15 protein-coding genes and 2 pseudogenes are annotated in these 20,024 nt (G+C 76.7%); 10 read left to right on the plus strand and 7 right to left on the minus strand.

Annotation, left to right across the window (positions count from 1 at the left end; genetic code table 11):
• Positions 1-119: 119 nt before the first annotated feature.
• On the minus strand, positions 120-3,155 hold the full coding sequence (locus tag ACRYMN_RS17630; protein ID WP_432497883.1) for a sensor histidine kinase: 3,036 nt from the start codon (positions 3,153-3,155) through the stop codon (positions 120-122).
• A gap of 163 nt (positions 3,156-3,318) precedes the next feature.
• Here ACRYMN_RS17630 and mobA point away from each other — a divergent pair, with 163 nt between their 5' ends.
• From mobA to ACRYMN_RS17645, 3 genes are read left to right on the plus strand one after another with little or no spacing between them, the layout of a single operon-like run.
• Positions 3,319-3,990, plus strand: coding sequence for a molybdenum cofactor guanylyltransferase (mobA, locus tag ACRYMN_RS17635; RefSeq protein ID WP_432497886.1), 672 nt, complete (start codon positions 3,319-3,321; stop codon positions 3,988-3,990).
• Between the two features lie 9 nt (positions 3,991-3,999).
• Positions 4,000-4,995 (plus strand): NAD(P)H-quinone oxidoreductase, encoded by a 996-nt coding sequence (locus ACRYMN_RS17640; RefSeq protein ID WP_432497888.1) that lies wholly within the window; start codon positions 4,000-4,002, stop codon positions 4,993-4,995.
• Positions 4,992-6,743: a glycoside hydrolase family 15 protein gene (locus tag ACRYMN_RS17645; protein WP_432497891.1), complete on the plus strand. Its 1,752-nt coding sequence runs from the start codon at positions 4,992-4,994 to the stop codon at positions 6,741-6,743. Before ACRYMN_RS17640 ends, ACRYMN_RS17645 begins: the two co-directional genes overlap by 4 nt.
• A 72-nt stretch (positions 6,744-6,815) precedes the next feature.
• Here ACRYMN_RS17645 and ACRYMN_RS17650 read toward each other — a convergent pair whose 3' ends face one another.
• Entirely contained in the window at positions 6,816-7,358 is a 543-nt protein-coding gene (locus ACRYMN_RS17650; RefSeq protein ID WP_432497894.1) for an Hsp20/alpha crystallin family protein, read from the minus strand.
• A 133-nt stretch (positions 7,359-7,491) separates the two neighbouring features.
• Here ACRYMN_RS17650 and ACRYMN_RS17655 point away from each other — a divergent pair, with 133 nt between their 5' ends.
• Positions 7,492-8,460, plus strand: coding sequence for an aldo/keto reductase (locus ACRYMN_RS17655; RefSeq protein WP_432497897.1), 969 nt, complete (start codon positions 7,492-7,494; stop codon positions 8,458-8,460).
• Between the two features lie 40 nt (positions 8,461-8,500).
• Here ACRYMN_RS17655 and ACRYMN_RS17660 read toward each other — a convergent pair whose 3' ends face one another.
• On the minus strand, positions 8,501-9,019 hold the full coding sequence (locus ACRYMN_RS17660) for a GNAT family N-acetyltransferase (RefSeq protein ID WP_432497938.1): 519 nt from the start codon (positions 9,017-9,019) through the stop codon (positions 8,501-8,503).
• 72 nt (positions 9,020-9,091) lie between these two features.
• Positions 9,092-10,054: a sugar-binding transcriptional regulator gene (locus ACRYMN_RS17665; protein ID WP_432497900.1), complete on the minus strand. Its 963-nt coding sequence runs from the start codon at positions 10,052-10,054 to the stop codon at positions 9,092-9,094.
• Positions 10,055-10,236: 182 nt separating this feature from the next.
• Between ACRYMN_RS17665 and ACRYMN_RS17670 the strand changes: the two are divergent.
• From ACRYMN_RS17670 to ACRYMN_RS17685, 4 genes and pseudogenes are all read left to right on the plus strand, one after another.
• Positions 10,237-11,622 (plus strand): annotated as a pseudogene (locus ACRYMN_RS17670) (ABC transporter substrate-binding protein).
• An 84-nt stretch (positions 11,623-11,706) separates the two neighbouring features.
• A complete protein-coding gene (locus tag ACRYMN_RS17675; protein WP_432497902.1) occupies positions 11,707-12,684 on the plus strand; it encodes a carbohydrate ABC transporter permease in 978 nt (325 codons plus the stop codon).
• On the plus strand, positions 12,681-13,577 hold the full coding sequence (locus ACRYMN_RS17680; protein WP_432497905.1) for a carbohydrate ABC transporter permease: 897 nt from the start codon (positions 12,681-12,683) through the stop codon (positions 13,575-13,577). Before ACRYMN_RS17675 ends, ACRYMN_RS17680 begins: the two co-directional genes overlap by 4 nt.
• Entirely contained in the window at positions 13,574-15,100 is a 1,527-nt protein-coding gene (locus ACRYMN_RS17685) for a mannitol dehydrogenase family protein (protein ID WP_432497908.1), read from the plus strand. Before ACRYMN_RS17680 ends, ACRYMN_RS17685 begins: the two co-directional genes overlap by 4 nt.
• Before the next feature lie 168 nt (positions 15,101-15,268).
• On the opposite strand, the pseudogene ACRYMN_RS17690 reads toward ACRYMN_RS17685, so the two are convergent.
• Positions 15,269-16,153: pseudogene (locus ACRYMN_RS17690) on the minus strand (EamA family transporter); the annotation flags it as partial.
• On the opposite strand from ACRYMN_RS17690, the gene ACRYMN_RS17695 reads away from it, so the two are divergent.
• The gene (locus tag ACRYMN_RS17695; RefSeq protein WP_432497910.1) at positions 16,139-16,675 is read left to right on the plus strand and encodes a CGNR zinc finger domain-containing protein; all 537 of its coding nucleotides are present in this window, start codon (positions 16,139-16,141) and stop codon (positions 16,673-16,675) included. The pseudogene ACRYMN_RS17690 and the gene ACRYMN_RS17695 sit on opposite strands and share 15 nt — an antisense overlap.
• Before the next feature lie 54 nt (positions 16,676-16,729).
• Positions 16,730-18,010: a histidine--tRNA ligase gene (gene hisS / locus ACRYMN_RS17700; RefSeq protein WP_432497913.1), complete on the plus strand. Its 1,281-nt coding sequence runs from the start codon at positions 16,730-16,732 to the stop codon at positions 18,008-18,010.
• A 13-nt stretch (positions 18,011-18,023) separates the two neighbouring features.
• Here hisS and ACRYMN_RS17705 read toward each other — a convergent pair whose 3' ends face one another.
• A complete protein-coding gene (locus ACRYMN_RS17705) occupies positions 18,024-18,965 on the minus strand; it encodes a glycerophosphodiester phosphodiesterase (protein ID WP_432497915.1) in 942 nt (313 codons plus the stop codon).
• A 213-nt stretch (positions 18,966-19,178) separates the two neighbouring features.
• The gene (locus tag ACRYMN_RS17710; protein WP_432497917.1) at positions 19,179-19,988 is read right to left on the minus strand and encodes a DNA-formamidopyrimidine glycosylase family protein; all 810 of its coding nucleotides are present in this window, start codon (positions 19,986-19,988) and stop codon (positions 19,179-19,181) included.
• Between the last annotated feature and the right edge of the window lie 36 nt (positions 19,989-20,024).

Raw genomic sequence — 20,024 nt, forward strand, 5'->3', positions numbered from 1 at the left:
CCCGGGCCCCCACCGGGCGGGGGGGGGGGGGGGGGGGGGGGGGTGGGGGGGGGGGGGGGGGGCGCCCGGGCGGGTCCCCGTCCGCGCCCCGCGGCCGGGGGACCGGGCCGCGGGGGAGCTCAGGCGTCCTCACCGGCACCGCCGGCGGGGGTCGCGGTGCCCGGGGCGTCGCCCTCGGCGCGCCCGCGCGAGACCCCGGCCTGGAAGCCGGAGAGCATCGAGCGGACGTCGGCCGGGGCGCGGCGCTGGCGGGCGGCCGCCGGGCGGGCCGGGGCGGGCTTGGCCGCCGCCGGCGTGGCACCGGCCTGGCGGCGCACCAGCGGCGCCGAACCGGTGCCCACGGCCGGGGTGAAGCCCTGGCCGTCGGTGAGGGCGGAGAGGGCCTCTGCGGCCAGCGCGTTGCGCTGGCGCAGGGTGTCGCCGACCGTGCGCGGCGCGGGCTGCGCCGGCACGGGCTGCGCCGGGACGGCCTCGGCCGGGACGGCCGCGGGCTGCGCCGGGGCGGCGACGGGGGCGCCGGCCGCGCCGCGCACCGGCAGCGCCGGGGCGGGGCGGGCGGGCTCGGCGGGCGCGGACGGCTGGGCCGGGGAGACCTGGACCGGCTGGGCCTGCGGCTCCTCGGCCGGGGCGGCCGGGGCCTGCTCGCCGCCCGCGGGCTCCGCCGGGCGGCGGCGGGAGGTCCAGAAGGCCTCCGCCGCGGTCTTCGGCGGGGTCGCGGACTCGCGCACGGCGCGGGGCTTGCGCCCCCCGCGCGGCAGGATGTCCTGCGCCGCGGCCAGCGGGGCCGGGACCTCGGCGCGGCGCTCGCGCCGGGGCATGGCGGCCGGTGCGCCCGCCGCGGGCGGCACGACCGGCGGCTGCCAGGTCGGCTCGGCCTCGGGGGCCGGCGCGGCCGCCGGCACCGCCGCGGCCTCGGGGGCCGCGCTGCGGGCGGCGCGCTCCTCCTCGGCGCCGGCGCCGCGGGTGGGCTTGCGGCGCGTGGGCAGGGTGCGGCCGGGGCGGGTGGTGTCCGGCACGGTGGCGCCGACGCCGGACTCGGCCGCGGCGCGCGCCGCGGACTCCTCCAGCGTGGCCGACAGCGCGTCGCCGAGGCCGCCGGCGGCCAGCGGGTTGGCCACGATCGAGGACGGCCCGGCGGTCGCGGCGGGCGCGGCCGGTGCGGCCGGCAGGGCCGCGGCGGCGGCCGGCTCGGCGGCCGGCTCGGCGGCCGGCTCGGCGGCCGGCAGGGACGGGACCGCGTCGTGCAGGGCCAGCTCGGGCTCCCCGGCCGCCACGCTGCCGGGGGTGAACACCGAGGGGCCCAGCTGCAGGACGACCGTGGTGCCCTCGCCCTCGGCGGAGCGGAAGTCGACGTCCAGGTCGAGGCGGCCGGCGAGGCGGCCGACGACGTGGAAGCCCAGGCGCTGGGCGCCGACGAACTCGCTGGCGCGGCTGCCGGTGATGCGCTCGCGGGCGGCGCGCACCTCCTCCTCGTCCATGCCGATGCCGGTGTCGGTGATGGTCACCTCGACGCCGCGCGGGCCCTCGACGGTGGCCACGACGACGCGCGTGCCGGGGTCGGAGAAGTTGGTGGCGTTCTCCAGCAGCTCGGCGAGCAGGTGCGACAGCGACAGCGCCAGGTGGCCCACGACCGGCGGGTCCACCTGCAGGGACAGGTCCACGCGGCCGTAGTGCTCGATCTCGCCGGCGGCGGTGCGGATGACGTCCGACAGCGGCAGCGGGCGGCGCAGGCGGCGGCCGGTGTTGATGCCGGCCAGGACGAGCAGGGACTCGGCGTTGCGCCGCATCCGGGTGGCCAGGTGGTCGAGGGTGAAGAGGTCCTCGAGGGTGTCGGGGTTCTCCTCGGTGCGCTCCAGCTGGTCCAGGAAGGACAGCTGGCGGGCCAGCAGGGCCTGGTCGCGGCGGGCGACGTTGATGAACATCTCGGCGATGGAGGCGCGCAGGGCGGCCTGCTCGCCGGCGATGCGGAACGTCGTCTCGTTGAGGTCGTTGATGACGTGGGCGACGCGGCCGACCTCGTCGGTGCTGGTCACCGGCAGCGGGGTGAACTCCACGCCGGGGCCCTCGCCGGGGGTCTGCATGCGCTCGACCATGCGGGGCAGCTCGTCGCGCACCTCGGCGGCGGCGACCGCCAGGCGCGAGAGGCGGCCGGTGACGCTGCGGGCCACCAGGACGGCGATCGCGACGACGGCCAGGACGAGGGCGACGAGCAGGGCGGTGCCGACGACCGTGGCGGTGCGGGCCGCGTCGGCGGCCTCGCCGGCCTCCTCGGCCAGCTCGCGGGCGGAGTCGGCGGCCTTGACGCCGTACAGCTCCACCAGCACGTCGGAGGCGGTGGTGAAGGTGCCCAGGCCGACCTCGGCGCCGGGGGCGCCGGCGGTCAGGGCGGCGACGGTGCGGGCGACCTCGTCGCGGGAGGCGGCGTTGGCCTCCAGCGCCTCGTCGAGCTCGCCGAGCTCCTCGGCGTTCTCCGACAGGCGCAGCTGCTCGTCGTGGACCTCGACCTCCACGACGGCGTGCGTCAGCTGCTCGCGGGCGAGCGCGGTGTCGGCGTCGCGGGCGACGAGCAGCGCGGCCACCTGCTGGTGGCTGACGGCGTCGGCCAGCTGCTGGGTGACGCCGAAGTTGTGCAGCAGCAGGGCCAGGTCGCGGTCGGCGGCGTCGGCGGCGATGGCCAGCGACACGTCGCTGAAGCGCTCGGTGAAGCCGCTGTAGCGGGCGACGGCCTCGCCGGCGCCGATCTGGCGGGCGTCGACGGCCGCGCGCAGGGCGGGCAGCTCCTGCTGGGCGACGACGCCCAGGGCGGAGACGGCGGCGCCGGGGGCGCCCTCGGTGATGTTGACGCCCGACTCGGCGGCGGCGGCGTAGGCGGCGCGGCTGGCGCGGTCCTGCTCCTCGCGCACCTGCTCCAGCTGCGTCCTGGTGCCCGGGAAGCCGTCGAGCAGCCACTGCGCCGTGAGCAGCCGCTCGCGCTGCAGGGTGCTCAGGGACCCGGAGACCAGCTCGGCGTCCTGCGCGTAGGCGGCCAGCGCGGCGGTCTGGCGCCCCTCGGCGACGATGCGCAGGTTCAGCGCCGTCGACGTCCCGAGCAGGGCGACGAGCGGCACGGCCAGGAGAGCGAGCAGCTTGGCTCTGATGCTCAGGTTCCGCAGCATGTCAACCTTCCGTAAGCGGTGGTGAGCGGTGAGGGAGCTCACCGGTGCTCGAGCAGGACGTCGGGGAGTGCATCGGGCCGCACCGACCCGGGCGTGAGCGGCCGGACGTGCGTGCCACCCGTACGGCCCATCGGCTGCACGGCGTGTCGACTGGAGGTGGACGGTGGGACTCGTTCCAGCACCCGGGGGCGGGGGCGCCGCCGCGGGGGTGGTGCTCGTGCTCGCCGGCGGCGGCGGCACCCGCTTCGCCGCACGCACCGCGGGCGCGGACAAGCTGGGCGCGGCGCTGGGCGGCACGGACGTGCTCGGGCACCTGCTGGCCGCGCTGGTGCCGCGCTGGCCGGTGCTGCTGGTGGGCCCGCGGCCGGTGGCGGGGGTGCCGGCGGTGCGCGAGGACCCGCCCGGCGGCGGCCCGCTGGCCGCCTTCGCCGCGGGCCTGGCCGCGCTGGACGCGCACCCGTCCCCGCTCCCGGGCCTGGACCGCGAGGCGCCGGTGGTGCTGCTGGGCGGGGACCAGCCGTTCGCGGCGGCGGCGGTGCCGCGGCTGCTGGCGGCGCTGGCCGGCGGCGCGGACGCGGCGGTGGGCGTGGACGCCTCGGGCCGCCGCCAGCCGCTGCTGTCGGCGCACCGGCGCGCGCACGCGCGCGCCGTGCTGGCGGCGCTGCCGCAGGTGGCGGGTCGCCCGGTGCGCGAGCTGCTCGGGCACGGCGCGCGGGTGGTGCAGGTGCCCGTCGGCGAGCGCGAGCACCTCGACGTGGACGTGCCCGAGGACCTCGCCCGGGCCCGCGCGCTGCTGGCCGGCGGTCCGGGGGCGGGCGGCGCGCCCGGCACGTAGTGTCGCCGCGTGCGCGCCGTGGTCGTGGAGGAGCCGGGGGGCCCGCGGGTCCTGCGCGAGGTGGAGCTGCCGGACCCGCGGCCGGGCCCGGGCGAGGTGCTCGTGCGGGTGGCCGCCGCGGGCGTCAACCGCGCCGACGTCATGCAGCGGCAGGGCCGCTACCCCGCCCCGCCGGGCGCGCCCGAGCACCCGGGCCTGGAGGTCTCCGGCTGGGTGCAGGCCCTGGGCGAGGGCGTGGCCGGCTGGGCGGTGGGCGAGCCGGTGTGCGCCCTGCTGGGCGGCGGCGGGTACGCGGAGCTGGTCGCGGTGCCGGCCGGGCAGCTGCTGCCGGTGCCCGCGGGCGTGGACGTGGTGGACGCCGCGGCGCTGCCGGAGGTGTCCGCGACGGTGTGGTCCAACGTCTTCACCCTGGCCGGGCTGCGCCCGGGCGAGCTGCTGCTCGTGCACGGCGGCTCCAGCGGCATCGGCACGATGGCGGTGCAGCTGGCGCGCGCGGTGGGCGCGCGGGTGGCGGTGACGGCCGGCTCGCCGGCCAAGCTGGCGGCGTGCGAGCGGCTGGGCGCGCAGCTGGGCGTGGACTACCACCGCGAGGACTTCGTCGCGGCCGTGCGCGCGTTCGAGCCGGCCGGCGCCGACGTCGTCCTCGACGTGGTCGGCGGGCCGTACCTGGCGCGCAACGTCGACGTGCTGGCCACCGGCGGGCGGCTGGTCGTCATCGGCGTGCAGGGCGGCGCGCGCGCCGAGCTGGACCTGGGGGTGCTGCTGGCCAAGCGCGCCTCGGTGCACGCCACGACGCTGCGGGCGCGCCCGGCGGCGGAGAAGGCCGCCGTGGTCGCCGGCGTGCGCGACCACGTGTGGCCGCTGGTGGCCGACGGCGCGGTGCGCCCGGTGGTGCACGAGCGCTTCGCGCTGGGCGACGCCGCGCGCGCGCACGAGGTGCTGGAGTCCTCCGCGCACGTGGGCAAGCTGCTGCTGACCACCGGCGCGCGGGCGCCGGGCGCGTGACGCCGCAGGAGCTGGCGGACCGCTTCCCGCCGCAGGTGCTGCGCGACTACGCGCTCGTGGCCGACGGCGCGCGCGGGGCGGTGGTGGGCCCGCGCGGGGCCGTGGCGTGGATGTGCGCGCCGGACTGGCACGACGACGCGGTGCTGGCCTCGCTGCTGGGCGGGCGCGGCGTCTTCGCCGTCACCCCCACGCACCCCTTCGTGTGGGGCGGGCACTACGAGGAGGGCACGCTCGTCTTCCGCCACCGCTGGACCAGCCGCGGCGACGGCACGATCGAGTGCCGCGACGCGATGGCGATGCCCAGCGACCCGCACCGGGCCGTGCTGCTGCGGCAGGTGCGCGCCGCGGAGGGCGACGCGGAGGTGGAGGTGGTGCTGGACCTGCGCGCCCGCTTCGGCACCCGCGCGCTGCGCGGGCTGCGCCGCGGCGACGACGGCCGCTGGACGGCGCGCACGGACGGGCTCCACGTGCGCCTGTCGGGGCTGGCCGACGCCGACGTCGACGACGGGGTGCTCACCGGCCGGCTGCGGGTGCCCGCCGGCGGGCGGCACGACCTCGTGCTGGAGGTCTCCGACGAGGCCCTGCCCGCCCCGGTGGACCCCGAGCACGCCTGGACGTCCACGCTGCACACCTGGCGCTCGGCGGTGCCGGACATCGCGCACTCGGTGGCGCCGGCGGAGGCGCGGCACTCCTACGCGGTGGTGCGCGGGCTGACCTCGGACTCCGGCGGGATGGTGGCGGCGGCGACGATGTCGCTGCCCGAGCACGCCGAGAACGGCCGCAGCTACGACTACCGCTACGCGTGGGTGCGCGACCAGTGCTACGCGGGGCTGGCGATGGCCGCGTGCGGCGGCCCGTACCCGCTCTTCGACACGCTCGTGGCGTTCGTGGTGCAGCGGGTGCTCGCCGACGGCCCGGCGCTGCGCCCGGCGTACACCGTGCACGGGCGCCAGGTGCCCGACGAGCGCGGCACCGGGCTGCCCGGCTACCCGGGCGGGTGGGACGTGGCCGGCAACCACGTGCGCGACCAGTTCCAGCTCGACGTGTTCGGCACCGTGCTGCAGCTGCTGGCCGCCGCGATCGAGCACGAGCGCCTGGACGCCGACGGCTGGCGCGCCGTGGAGGTGGCCGTCTCCGCGATCGAGCGGCGCTGGCGCGAGCCCGAGGCGGGCATCTGGGAGCTGCAGGCGGACTGGTGGGCGCACTCGCGCCTGGAGTGCGTGGCGGGGCTGCGCCGCGTCGCGGCGGTGTGCCCCCCGGCGAGCGCGGTGCGCGCGGCCACCCTGGCGGACGCGGTGCTCGCGGAGACCTCGCGGCGGTGCCTGCACCCGGACGAGGGGCGCTGGCAGCGCAGCCCGGGCCAGCCGGGCGTGGACGCGGCGCTGCTGCGCCCGGCGCTGCACGGCGCGACGCCGCTGGACGACCCGCGCCAGCGCGCCACCCTGGCGGCGGTGCGGCGCGACCTCGTCGACGACCACTACGTGTACCGCTACTCCCCCGACTCGATGCCGCTGGGCTCGACCGAGGGCGCGTTCCTGCTGTGCGGGTTCCTGCTGGCCGAGGCGCTGCACGCCGACGGGCAGGAGGTGGAGGCGTTCCGGTTCTTCGAGCGCAACCGGGCCGCGTGCGGGCCGGCGGCGCTGCTGGCGGAGGAGTGGGACGTCTCCCAGCGCCAGCTGCGCGGGAACCTGCCCCAGGCGTTCGTGCACGCCGCGCTGCTGCACAGCTCCGTGGCGCTGGGCACCTGAGGAGGCCACGTCCACCGGGGACGGGACGGCCCCCGCGGCCGTGCACGGGGCACGGTCGCGGGGGCCCGGGGGTCACTCGCCCTGCTGCTCGCCCTGCTCGGCGGACTGCTGGGCGGACCGCTCGGCCTGCTGCTCGCCGGCCTCGACGGCCTGCGGGGCCGCGGTGGCCACGGCGATGCGGGTCGGCTGCGCGGTGGTGTGCGCACCGGCGACGCGCACGGTGAGCACGCCGGCCTCGTAGGCCGCGCTCACCGCGTCGGCGCCCACGTGCGCCGGCAGGGCGAAGGAGCGGCGGAAGCTGCCGTAGCGGACCTCGCTGCGGCCGCGCTGGGCGTCGGTGCGGGAGTCCTTGCGCTCGCCGCGCACGACGAGGCGGTCGCCGTCGACCTCCACGGCGACGTCCTCGAGGGCCACGCCGGGCAGCTCGAGGCGCACCAGGGCGTCGTCACCGTCGCGGACGACCTCGGCGGTGGGCACGAAGCCCGCGGTGCGCGCGGTGCCCACGGTGCCCGCCGGGGCGAGCGGGCCGAAGGCGCGGCGCACGAAGCTGTCGAACTGCGCGTCGAAGGCCGCCTCGAACGGGGTGCGGCGGTCCCACACGGAGAGGGTGTTCACGGCTGTCCTCCTGGACTGTCCACGGCGCCCGGGTCGAGCGCCTTCGACTCACCCAACCTGAGCGGGACTCGCTCAATTCCGGGTTCGCCCACGGCGAAGGGCGCGCCGGGACGTGCGGGGGCAGGATCGGCGCATGGACTACGTGAAGCTCGGATCCACCGGCCTGGAGGTCTCGCGCCTCTGCCTGGGCTGCATGAGCTACGGCGACCCCGAGCGCGGCGGGCACCCCTGGACGCTGCCGCAGGAGGAGAGCGCGCCCTTCCTGCGCCGCGCCTTCGACGCGGGGGTGAACTTCTTCGACACCGCCAACGTCTACTCCAACGGCTCCAGCGAGGAGATCCTCGGCGAAGCGCTGCTCAAGCACGTGCCGCGCGAGGAGGTCGTCGTGGCCACGAAGGTGCACGGGCGCATGCGCCCGGGCCCCAACGGCGCGGGCCTGTCGCGCCAGGCGGTCCTCACCGAGATCGACAACTCCCTGCGCCGCCTGGGCACCGACCACGTCGACCTCTACCAGATCCACCGCTGGGACCCCACGACGCCGGTCGAGGAGACGCTGGAGGCGCTGGACGACGTGGTGCGCGCCGGCAAGGTGCGCTACCTGGGCGCCTCCTCGATGTGGGCGTGGCAGTTCGCCAAGGCCCTGCACCTGCAGGACGTCAACGGCTGGGCCCGCTTCGTCAGCATGCAGGACCACTACAACCTCCTCTACCGCGAGGAGGAGCGCGAGATGCTGCCGCTGTGCGCGGACGAGGGCGTCGGGGTCATCCCCTGGAGCCCGCTGGCGCGCGGCAAGCTGACCCGCGACTGGGACGCGGCGACGAACCGCTCCGAGAAGGACGAGTTCGGCAAGACGCTGTACCGCGACTCCGACGAGCGGATCGTCGAGGCGGTGGCGCGCGTGGCCGAGCGGCGCGGGGTGCCGCGCGCGCAGGTGGCGCTGGCGTGGGTGGCGCGCAACCCCGTCGTGGTCGCCCCGATCGTCGGCGCGACCAAGCCGCACCACCTCGACGACGCCCTGGCGGCGCTGGAGCTGGAGCTGAGCGACGAGGAGGTCGCCGAGCTGGAGGCGCCCTACGAGCCGCACGAGGTCGTCGGGTTCTGAGCCGCCGCGCCGGCCGGCCCCGCGGGACCGGCCGGCGCGCTCAGCCGAGCCGCGCCCCGCGGGCGGCGTCGACCTCGTGGACGACCTCCAGGCCGTCCTCCTCGTCCCACTGCTCCCCCACCCGCACGAAGCCGTACTGCGAGGCCAGGTTCCACGAGGCGGTGTTGTCCGGGGAGATGCTCACGCGCACGGTGCGCACGCCCGGCTCCTCGGCCGCGCGGCGCAGCAGCGCCTCCAGCGCGGCGCGCGCGTAGCCGCGGCGGCGCTGCGCGGGGTCGACGGCGTAGCCGACCTCCACCGTGCCGGTGGCGTCCGGGGGACCGTGGTACCCCGCCCGCCCGACGGCCAGGCGCCGGTCCTCGTCCCAGACGACGCCGGTGACCCACCCGGCGCTGGTGGGGTCCTCGCGCACCTGGTCGCGCCGGATCCGCCACACCCCCCGCCAGGAGGGGTCGACGAAGGCCGGGCCCAGCGGCACGGGGCTGGCCGCCTCGGCCGCCGCGAGGTCGCCCTCGGCCAGGGCGGCGAAGACCGGCTCGCTCAGGTGCACGACGCGCACGCGCGGCCGGGCGGGGCTCTGCTCGTCGGGGGCCACGCGGGCATGGTGGCAGGTGCCGGCCGGGCACGGCGCTCACGCCAGGCGCAGCACCTCGCGCGCCAGCTCGGCGTGGGTGACGAGCGTGGAGACCAGGCCGCTGCGCAGCACGGCGGTGGTGGCCGGCGCGCGCACGCCCGCCGCCCCGGTGGACATGGCCACCACCTCGCCGGTGCGGCGCAGCTGCTCGCCGGTGACGCCGACGACGCGGTCGGCCAGACCGGGGACCTCGGCGCCGTCGGCGCCCAGCAGCACGCCGGTGATCTCGGCGACGACACCGGCGCGCGTCAGGCGCTCGCCGGTGCCGGCGTCCAGGGAGTCCAGCGCGGTGGACTCCCCGGGCAGCCAGGCGCCGATGGAGACGACGGCGCGGGTGAGGGTGTCCAGCTCGGCCAGCGCGCGCGCGATCTCGGGCTGGCAGCGCAGGCTGTCGGCGGTGGCGGCCTCGGGGACCGCCAGCGGGGCGTAGAACGTCGCCGCGGTCGAGGCGGTCGCCTCGGCCGCGCGGCGCACGAGGTCCACGGCGCTGCCCTCGACGTCCGGGCGCGGCAGCGCCCCGGCGAGCTGGACGAACCGCGAGCGCAGCGGCGCGGACAGCGCCGAGACCAGCGCCGAGACCGTGCGGCCCCAGGCCAGGCCCACGACGTCCTCGGGCAGGACGGTCTCCTCCAGCAGCCCGGCGGTGAACTGGGCGACGACGCGGCGCTGGGCGGGCACGGACTCGCCCTCGGCGCGCAGGACGTAGGCGGCGCGCAGCCCGAAGCGGGCGCGCAGCACCTCGCCCAGCTCGCCGTCGAGCGAGGGCGGCACCAGGACGCGGATCTGCACCAGCCCGGCCTCCTGGGCGGCGGCGAGCAGCCGGGCCACCTTGAACCTGCTGATGCCGAGGTCCTCGGCGATGTCGACCTTGGTGCGCCCCTCGAGGTGGAAGCGGCGGGCGACGTCGGCGGCCAGCGCCAGCCCGCTCGCGCTCACCCCCCGCGCCAGGGCTCTCGCCATGTGCCCCTCCTCGCCGTCCGCCCCACCCCCGGGGACCGTACCCGCCGGTTGACAGGCGTGAGCTCGGAGCGCCACTATCGCACAATTGAGGCTGCACCGCTCATATGAGCGCGAAGGGGTACCCACCGCCGGCCCGCACCCGGAGCCGGCCGGGAGTTGTCGACGAGGACACGGAGGGCACGATGGGCGGACGTCACACGCGGCGGTCGGCACTGGCGGCGGCGCTGAGCGGAGCGCTGCTGGTGGCCGGCTGCTCGGGAGCCGGCGGCGGCGGGGGCGGTGGGGGCGCCGGCGGCGGGGGTGAGGACGGCGGTGACCGCAGCATCAACGTCATCATGGTCAACAACCCGCAGATGGTGGACCTGCAGAGCCTGACCGAGGAGCACTTCACCGCCGAGACCGGCATCACGGTGAACTTCACCGTCCTGCCGGAGAACGACGTGCGCGACCGCATCACCCAGGAGTTCACCAGCCAGGCCGGCCAGTACGACGTCGCCTCGATCTCCAACTACGAGGTGCCGTTCTACTCGGAGAACGGCTGGCTGGCGTCGCTGGACGACTACGTCTCCGAGGACACCGAGTTCGACCAGGACGACATCCTCGAGCCGATCGCGGCCGGGCTGACCGGCGCGGACGGCTCCGTGTACGCCGAGCCGTTCTACGGCGAGTCCTCGTTCCTGATGTACCGGCGCGACGTCTTCGAGCAGGCGGGCCTGACCGTGCCGGCCAACCCGACGTGGCAGGAGGTGGCCGACCTGGCCGCCCGCGTCGACAACGTCCAGCCGGGCATGCGCGGCATCTGCCTGCGCGGCCAGCCCGGCTGGGGCCAGGTCTTCGCCCCGCTGACCACCGTGGTCAACACCTTCGGCGGCACCTGGTTCGACGAGGACTGGAACGCGCAGGTGAACTCCCCCGAGTTCACCGAGGCGACGCAGTTCTACGTGGACCTGGTGCGCACCCACGGCGAGGCCGGCGCCCCGCAGGCCGGCTTCACCGAGTGCCTGAACAACATGACCCAGGGCAACGTGGCCATGTGGTACGACGCCACCTCCGCGGCCGGCTCGCTGGAGGCGGAGGGCTCGCCGGTGGCAGGCAAGATCGGCTACGCGCAGGCCCCGGTCGTCGAGACGGACTCCTCGGGCTGGCTGTACTCGTGGGCCTGGGGCGTCCAGGAGGCCTCGCAGAACAAGGACGACGCCTGGGAGTTCATCTCCTGGGCCTCCAGCCAGGGCTACGAGGAGCTGGTGGGCGCGGAGCTGGGCTGGCCGCGCGTGCCCGCCGGCAAGCGCACCAGCACCTACGAGAACCCCGACTACCAGGCGCAGGCCGGGCCCTTCTACCAGGCCACGCAGGAGGCCATCAACGCCGCCGACCCCAACGACCCGGGCGTGCAGCCCCGGCCCGCCCCCGGCATCCAGTTCGTCGCCATCCCGGAGTTCGCCGCGATGGCCACGGAGGTCTCGTAGTACGTCAGCTCCGCGATCGCCGGGCAGACCACCGTGCAGGACGCGCTCGAGCGCGGTCAGCAGGTGGCCGAGCAGCAGGTGACGCAGGTCTACCAGGAGTGACCTCCCGCGCCGCCCCGCCCGCCCGGGCGGGGCGGCGCCCCCTCGCCGGGCACCGACCTCCACGACTCGCCCAGGAGCACACCGATGAGCACGGGAACCCACACCCCGAGCACCACGCCGAGCGGGAGCGCCGCCCGCCCGCCGGCCCCCTCCCAGGTGGCCGGGGCCCGCCGCGCGGCCGACTGGGCCCGCCGGGCACCGCTGATGCCGGCGCTGGTGTTCACGATCATCTGCACCCAGCTGCCGTTCGTCGCGACGATCGTCATCTCGTTCATGGACTGGAACTCCCTGCGCCCGCGCGACCGCGGCTTCGCGGGGGTCGACAACTACGTCGAGGTCTTCACCAACGCGTCGCTGCGCTCGTCGGTGTGGAACACCGTCGTGCTCACGGTCACCGTGGTGGTCGTCAGCCTGGTCCTGGGGCTGCTCATCGCGCTGCTGCTGGACCGCAGGTTCGCCGGCCGCGGCGCGGTGCGGACCATGATGATCGCCCCGTTCCTCGTCGTGCCGATCGCCGCCGCCCTGCTGTGGAAGCACGCGCTGTTCAACCCGTCGTACGGCCTCTTCAACGGCGTGCTGACGTGGGTGTGGCAGCTCTTCGGCAGCGACAGCCCCCCGCAGCCGGAGTGGCTGACGCAGGCGCCGAAGATCGCCATCGAGGCGGCGCTGATCTGGCAGTGGACGCCGTTCATGATGCTCATCCTGCTGGCGGGGCTGCAGTCCAAGCCCGCCGACGCCGAGGAGGCCGCGCGCATGGACGGCGCCAACGCCTGGCAGGTCTTCCGCTACCTGACGCTGCCGCACCTGCGCCAGTACCTGGAGCTGGGCGCCCTGCTGGGCTCGATCTACATCGTGCAGAACTTCGACGCGGTGTTCACCATCACCTCGGGCTCGCTGGGCACCGCGAACCTGCCGTACACGATCTACCAGACGTTCTTCCAGGCCGGGAACTACGGCCTGGCCTCGGCGATGGGCGTCGTCGTCGTCATCGCCACGATCGTCATCGCGACCTTCGCGCTGCGGGTCGTCTCGACCATGTTCAAGGAGGAGAACGCGCGATGAGCACCGCAGCCGCCCCCGCCGGCACCGCGGCCCCCGGCCGCCCCGCCGTCGCCGTCAGCCGCCGCGAGAAGCGCGCCCGCTCCATGAGCCGCAGCAACCCCGCGTGGGGCCTGCTGGCCTGGGTCGTCGGGCTGCTCTTCGTGGCCCCGGTGCTGTGGATGGTCCTGACCTCGCTGCACTCGGAGACCGACGCGGCCACCAACCCGCCGTCCATCGCGGCCGGCCTCACCCTGGACGGCTACCGCAGCTTCTTCGCCGCCGGCCCGTGGCCGCCGCTGATCAACTCGCTGTCGGCGTCGGTCGTCTCCACCGCCCTGGTGCTGGTGCTGGCGATCCCGGCCGCCTACGCCCTGTCGATCAAGCCGGTGCGCAAGTGGACCGACGTGATGTTCTTCTTCCTGTCCACGAAGTTCATGCCCGTCGTGGCCGCCGTCCTGCCGCTGTACCTGTTCGCCCGCTACGCCGGGCTGCTGGACAACATCACGTACCTGACGCTGCTGTACACCTCGATGAACCTGCCCATCGCGGTGTGGATGATGCGCTCGTTCCTGGCCGAGGTGCCCGTGGAGATGCTCGAGGCCGCCGCCATCGACGGCGCCGGGCTCGTGCGCATCCTGCGCTCGGTCGTGGCGCCGGTGGCCCTGCCGGGCATCGCGGCCACCGCGCTGATCTGCTTCATCTTCAGCTGGAACGAGCTGCTGCTGGCGCGCACCCTCACCGCCGTGGTCGCCGGCACCTCGCCCGTCTTCCTCACCGGCTTCGTCACCAGCCAGGGCCTCTTCCTCGCCCAGCTGTGCGCCGCCGCCACCGTCATCTCCCTGCCGGTGCTCGTCGCCGGCTTCGCCGCCCAGGACAAGCTGGTCCAGGGCCTGTCCCTGGGAGCCGTGAAGTGACGTCCACGACCACCGCCACCCCGCTGTCGCCGCAGAACCTGGCCGCGATCGCCGGCAGGCTGCCGGTGCCCTCCTACGACCGCGCGTCGCTCACCCCCGGCATCGTGCACCTGGGCGTGGGCGGGTTCCACCGCGCCCACCAGGCGATGTACCTGGACCGGCTCATGGAGGCCGGGCTCGCGCTGGACTGGGGCGTGCGCGGCATCGGCGTGCTGCCGCACGACGCGCGGATGAAGCAGGTCATGGACGCCCAGGGGGGCTTGTACACCCTGGTCCTGAAGCACCCCGACGGCAGCCGCGAGGCCCGCGTCGTCGGCTCGGTCCTGGACTTCACCCTCGCGCCGGAGGACCCCGAGCGGGCGGTGGAGGTGATGACCGACCCGCGCATCCGCGTGGTCTCCCTCACCGTCACCGAGGGCGGCTACAACATCGACGCGGTCACCGGCGAGTTCCTGCTGGACACCCCCGAGGTGACCGCGGACCTGGCCGGCGGGCCGGCGCGCACCAGCTTCGGGCTGATCACCGAGGCGCTGCGCCGGCGCCGCGAGCGGGGCCTGCGCCCGTTCACCGTGATGTCCTGCGACAACGTGCAGGGCAACGGGCACGTCGCGCGCCGGGCGTTCACCGCCTTCGCGCGCGCGAAGGACCCCGAGCTGGGCGCCTGGGTGGAGGAGAACGTGCGCTTCCCGAACTCCATGGTCGACCGCATCACCCCGGGCACCACCGACGCCGACCGCGCCGAGGTGCGCGAGCGCTACGGCGTCGAGGACGCCTGGCCGGTGGTGTGCGAGCCGTTCGCGCAGTGGGTGCTCGAGGACGACTTCGTCGACGGGCGCCCGCCGCTGGAGCAGGCCGGCGTGCAGGTCGTCGAGGACGTCGAGCCGTACGAGCTGATGAAGCTGCGCCTGCTCAACGCCGGCCACCAGGGGCTGTGCTACTTCGCCCACCTGGCCGGGTACCGCCTCGTGCACGAGGCCGCGCAGGACCCGCTGTTCGCGCGGTTCCTGCTGGGCTACATGGAGCGCGAGGGCACCCCCACGCTGCCGCCGGTGCCGGGCATCGACCTCGACGAGTACCGCCACGAGCTGATCCGCCGGTTCTCCAACGGGGAGGTGCGCGACACGGTGGCGCGCCTGTGCGCGGAGAGCTCCGACCGCATCCCCAAGTGGCTGCTGCCGGTGGTGCGCCACCAGCTCGCCTCGGGCGGTGAGGTGCACCGCTCCGCGGCGGTGGTGGCCAGCTGGGCGCGCTACGCCGAGGGCGTCGACGAGCAGGGCGAGCCCATCGAGGTCGTCGACCGCCTCGCCGAGCGCCTGACGGCCACGGCGCAGCGCAACCGCGCCGAGCCCACCGCGTTCCTCGCCGACCGCTCCCTGTTCGGCGACCTGGTCGACGACGAGCGGTTCGTCGCCGAGTACACGGCCGCGCTCGCCTCGCTGCACGAGCACGGCGCGCGCGCCACCCTCGAGGCCCTCGTCGCGCGCGACGACGCCGGCGGCGGCGACACCGGCACCGGCGCCTGAGCCGGTCCCGCGCCGGGCGTCAGGGCGTGGCGCCCGGCGTCGTGCCCACCGGCACGGGGCCGGCGCCCGGGGAGGGGGACGCGGTGCGCACGCCCCCTCCCCCGCCTTCACCACGACGACGCCGGCCAGGACCGCCGCCCCGCCCAGGAGCTGGACGGTGCGGGGCAGCTCGTCGAGCAGCAGCGCGGCGAAGACCACCGCGAAGACGACCTCCAGCAGCGCCACGAACGAGGCCAGGCGCGAGCCGAGGCGCCGCCCGGCACCGATGCCGGCGACGTAGGCCAGGGCCGCCGTCACCACCCCCAGCGCGAGGAGCGGCCAGGGCCACGCCACGGCGTGCCCGCCGTAGAGGGCGTCACCGGTGCCGGTGCGCACCGGCAGCGCGCCGGCGGCGCCCAGGGCGCCGAGCAGGACCGCGGCCACGAGCAGGCCGCCGCCGGCCAGGGCCAGCGGCGGCAGCCCGCCGCCCTCGTCGGCGGAGAGCACGAAGTAGGAGGCGGCGCCCACCATCGCGCCCAGCGCCCACAGCACGCCGACCACGTCGAGGCGGGCGCCGGAGAACGGGTCGAGGACGGCGACGAGGCCCAGCGCGGCGATCGCGGCGCCCACGAGCGTGAGCGGCCCGGGGCGCTGCCCGCGCCGCAGCCACAGCCACAGCACGACCGCGGCGGGGGCGGTGTACTCGATGAGCAGCGCCGGTCCCACCTGCAGGCGCTGCACGGCGGAGAAGTAGCAGAACTGCGCGCCGGCCACGGCCAGGACGCCGTACGCGGTGATGAGCAGGGCGTTGCGCCGCAGCAGGTGCCGGCGCCCGCGCAGCGCGAGCGCCCCCAGCGGGGCGACGACGACGGCGGCGACGGCGATGCGGGCGGTCACCACGGCGCCGGGGTTCCAGCCGGTGTCGAGCAGCCCGCGCGCCAGCGGCCCGGACAGGGCGAAGCTGAGCGCGGAGAGCAGGGCGAGGGCGAGCCCGCTGGCCGGGCGCGGTGCGGAGGTGGGCACGGCGCGACGGTAGGGGCGCGGGTGTAAGGTGTCAACGTGGTTTTCACCCATGACACCTCGCAGGCGCTGCTGGCCGCCGCCGAACTCGTCAACGGCCTCGGCGAGCCCGACGCCCTGGCCGGGGTGGACGAGCTGGAGGAGTTCTCCGCTCGGTTCGGCTACAGCGGCCGCCTCGACGGCGACGAGGCCGAGCTGGAGGCCGTGCGCGCGGTGCGCCCCGTCCTGCGCGACCTGATGACCCGCGACCGCGACGGGGCCGCGCAGCTCGTCAACGAGCTGCTCGCCCGCGAGCGCGCCACCCCCCGCCTGGTGCGCCACGACGGGCAGGACTGGCACGTGCACGCCGTCGGCGACGACGCCCCGCTGGCCGTGCGGATCGTCGTCGAGACCGCCATGGCCGTCCTGGACGTCGTGCGCGCCGACGAGGTCGACCGCCTCGGCGTGTGCGCGGACCCCACCTGCGGGGGCGTCGTCGTGGACCTCTCGCGCAACCGCTCCAAGCGGTTCTGCTCCACCGCCTGCGGCAACCGCAACGCCGTCAGCGCCTTCCGCTCGCGGCGCCGCTCGGCGTGAGCGGGCGGGCCGCCGGACCCGGGGCACGCGCGGCGGACGACTAGCATCGCCCCCGTGGCACCCAAGGTCGTCCCCGCGCGCGGCATGCGCGACGTGCTCCCCGCCGAGAAGGCCCGCCGGGAGCACGCGCTGCGGGTCATCCGCGAGGTCTACCGCTCGTTCGGCTTCGACGAGGTCGAGACCCCGGCGCTGGAGGAGCTGTCCCGCCTGGAGTCCGGGCAGGGCGGCGAGAACGAGAAGATGCTCTTCAAGGTCCTGCGCCGCGGCCTGGACCCGGACGAGCCGCTCAAGCCCGCCGAGGCCGCCGACCTCGGCCTGCGCTTCGACCTGACGGTGCCGCTCTCGCGCTACGTCGCCACCAACGCCGCCGCGCTGCGCAGCCCCGCGCGCCTGCTGCAGATCGGCCCGGTCTGGCGCGCCGAGCGCCCGCAGAAGGGCCGCTACCGGCAGTTCGTGCAGTGCGACATCGACGTCGTCGGCGAGGCCGGCAGCACCGCCGAGGTGGAGCTGGTCACCGCCACCCACACCGCGCTCAGCCGCCTGGGCCTGGCCGGCACCACGCTGCGCATCAACGACCGCCGGGTGCTCACCGGCCTGCTCACCGGCTGCGGCTTCGACGAGGCCGACCACGGCAGCGTCCTGATCACCGTCGACAAGGCCGACAAGGTCGGCCTGGACGGGGTGATGGAGGAGCTGCGCGGCAAGGGGTTCGGCGCCGGGCAGGTCGAGGCGCTGGAGTCCGCGCTGCACCGGCTGCTGCCGATCACCACCCTGGCCGAGCCGGCCGCGCTGGCCGCGGCGCTGCCCGACGCGGTGCCCGCGGAGGCCGTCGAGCGCCTGGGCGCGATCGGCGCCGCGCTGGCGCTGTCGGCCCCGGAGCTGCCGGTGGTCTTCGACGTCAGCCTCGTGCGCGGCATGGGCTACTACACCGGCCCCATCTTCGAGATGGCGCTGGAGGGCTCGGGCTCCTCCATCGCCGGCGGCGGCCGCTACGACGGCATGGTCGGGCGCTTCAGCGGCCGCGAGGTGCCCGCGTGCGGTTTCTCCATCGGGTTCGAGCGCATCGTGGACCACCTGCAGCTGGAGGTGGACCGCTCGCGCGCGGTGGCGCTGGTGCACCCCGCCGACGCGCCCGCCGGCGACCTCGTACGCCGCCAGCGCCAGATGGCCGAGCAGGGCTACCGCGTGGCGCTGGTCAAGCAGGTCAAGCGCATGCAGCCCCTCCTCGACCGGCTCGCCGAGGAGGGCTACGGCAGCGTGCTGCGCGCCCGCGTCGGCGAGGACGGCGCGGTCGAGTTCGGCGACCCCGCCCCGCTGGCCGTCCCCGGGAGCTGAACCGCGCGGCGCCTCAGCCGGCCACGAGCCGGCGCCCGCGGCGCGGCGCCGGCAGCGCCCGGCGCACCAGCTCGGCGCGCTCCAGCGGCGGGACGTCCTGGGCGGTGGGCCCCTCGGCGCGCGCGTCGAGCCAGCCGCGCAGCCGCGCCGGGTCGTTGGTGATGATGCCGTCCACGCCCGCGCGCACCAGCTCCGCCCACAGCACCGGGTCGTCCACGGTCCACGGGTGCGTGGCCACGCCCGCGGCGTGGTACTCCGCGACGACCTCGGGGCGGGCGGCGACCGCGCCGGCGAACGGGTTGCACGCCACCACGCCCAGCTCCGCGCGCGCCTCCTCCGCCCGCGCGCGCGCCTGGCCGGGTGCGGAGCACAGCGCGGTGAACGGGTCGCGCATCGCCTCGACGTAGCGGGCGGTCAGCTCGGCGCCGGTGAGGTCCTCGCCCGGGTGCAGCACGAGCAGCGCGCGGCGCAGGTCCGGGGCGGCGTCGCGCAGCGCGGCGACGGTGGCGCGCTCGAAGCTCTGCAGGACGCTGGCGGCGCCCAGGCCGGCCGCGCGCACCACGTCGGCCACGCGCGCGGCGCCGGCGGTGGACCAGCCGCCCTTGAGCTCCACGAGCAGCCCGGCGCCGCCGTGGCGGGCGGTCAGCTCGGCGACGGCGGCCAGGGTGGGCACGCGCTGGCCGGCGAACGCCGGGGAGAACCACGAGCCGGCGTCGGCCTCGCGCAGCCGCTGCACGGGCGCGCTGCCCACGGGACCGGTGACGTCCGTGGTGCGCTCGAGGTTGCCGTCGTGCAGGACCACCGGCACGCCGGCGGCGTCCAGGTGCACGTCCAGCTCGAGCAGGTCCGCGCCGGCGCGCAGGGCCGCCTCGAACGCGGCGAGGGTGTTCTCCGGGGCGACCGCGGAGTACCCGCGGTGGGCGACCACGAGGGGCCGGCGGGCGGTGCTGGTCACGACCTGTCCTCCGGGGACGGGGGTTGCGGGCGGCACCGACGCTAGGCCGCGCCCGGCGCGCCCGGGCGCGCGCGCCGCGGGCGCCGCCGAACGCTCACCGGGAGTTCACACCCCGCGCCCGCAGGTCCACGCGCCCGCCACGGACGGGCCACGCGGGGTTCACCGGCGACCCCGGGCCGGCGCCCCCGGGCCGGCCACCCCCGCCCGGGCCGCTCAGCGCTGGCAGTGCGGGCACCACCAGGTGCGGCGCTGCTCGGCGTCGCCGGGCACCTCCGCGCGCACCTGCACCGGCGTGCCGCAGCGCAGGCACGGCTGCCCGGCGCGCCCGTACACCCAGTGCGAGCGGCCCGGGCGGGTGTCGCCGGTGGTGACCTGGTGCGCGCCGTGCGCGGCGATCGAGAAGCGCAGCAGCTTCACCGCCAGGCGCACCAGGGGTTCGAGGTCGACCTCGCCGACGGGGGTCTCGGGCAGGTGCCCGCGCAGGAAGCACAGCTCGTTGACCCACAGGTTGCCCAGCCCCGCCAGGACGCGCTGGTCCAGCAGCGCGGCGGCCAGCGGGCGCTCCGGCTCGCGCGCGAGGTTGCGCACCGCCTCGGCGACGACCTCGTCGACGGGGCGGGCGGTGTCCAGCAGGTCCGGGCCCAGGTGCCCGACGGCGTCGTGCTCGCGGTCGGTGGGCAGCAGCTCCACCACGCCCAGCTTCAGCCCGGCGGCGGTGGGCCCGTCGGTGCGCAGCAGCACCCGCACGTCGGGGGCCAGCCGGCGCGGCAGCACCTTGCCGGGGGCCAGCACCGTCCACGAGCCGTCCATGCGCAGGTGCGTGTGCAGGGTCAGCGCCTCGCCGGCCAGGTCGAAGCGGGTCAGCAGGTGCTTGCCGCGCGGGACGGTGCCCAGCACCCGCGCGCCGGACAGGTCCGCGGTGGCGTGCCGGGGCACGCGCAGGTCGCTGCTGCGCACCGTGGTGCCGCGCAGGCGGGTGTCGAGCGTGCGCGCCACGCGGTAGACGCTGTCCCCCTCCGGCACCCGCCCACTGTGGTCGGCGCGCGGCGGCGGCGCGAA

It is taken from the genome of Kineococcus gypseus, assembly GCF_050871305.1.
GTDB lineage: Bacteria > Actinomycetota > Actinomycetes > Actinomycetales > Kineococcaceae > Kineococcus > Kineococcus gypseus.

Coding starts and splice junctions, on each gene's coding strand:
- ACRYMN_RS17630 (WP_432497883.1), bottom strand. CDS start 3,155: ATGCTGCGGAACCTGAGCATCAGAGCCAAGCTGCTCGCTCTCCTGGCC.
- ACRYMN_RS17655 (WP_432497897.1), top strand. CDS start 7,492: ATGGACTACGTGAAGCTCGGATCCACCGGCCTGGAGGTCTCGCGCCTC.
- ACRYMN_RS17665 (WP_432497900.1), bottom strand. CDS start 10,054: ATGGCGAGAGCCCTGGCGCGGGGGGTGAGCGCGAGCGGGCTGGCGCTG.
- ACRYMN_RS17675 (WP_432497902.1), top strand. CDS start 11,707: ATGAGCACGGGAACCCACACCCCGAGCACCACGCCGAGCGGGAGCGCC.
- ACRYMN_RS17680 (WP_432497905.1), top strand. CDS start 12,681: ATGAGCACCGCAGCCGCCCCCGCCGGCACCGCGGCCCCCGGCCGCCCC.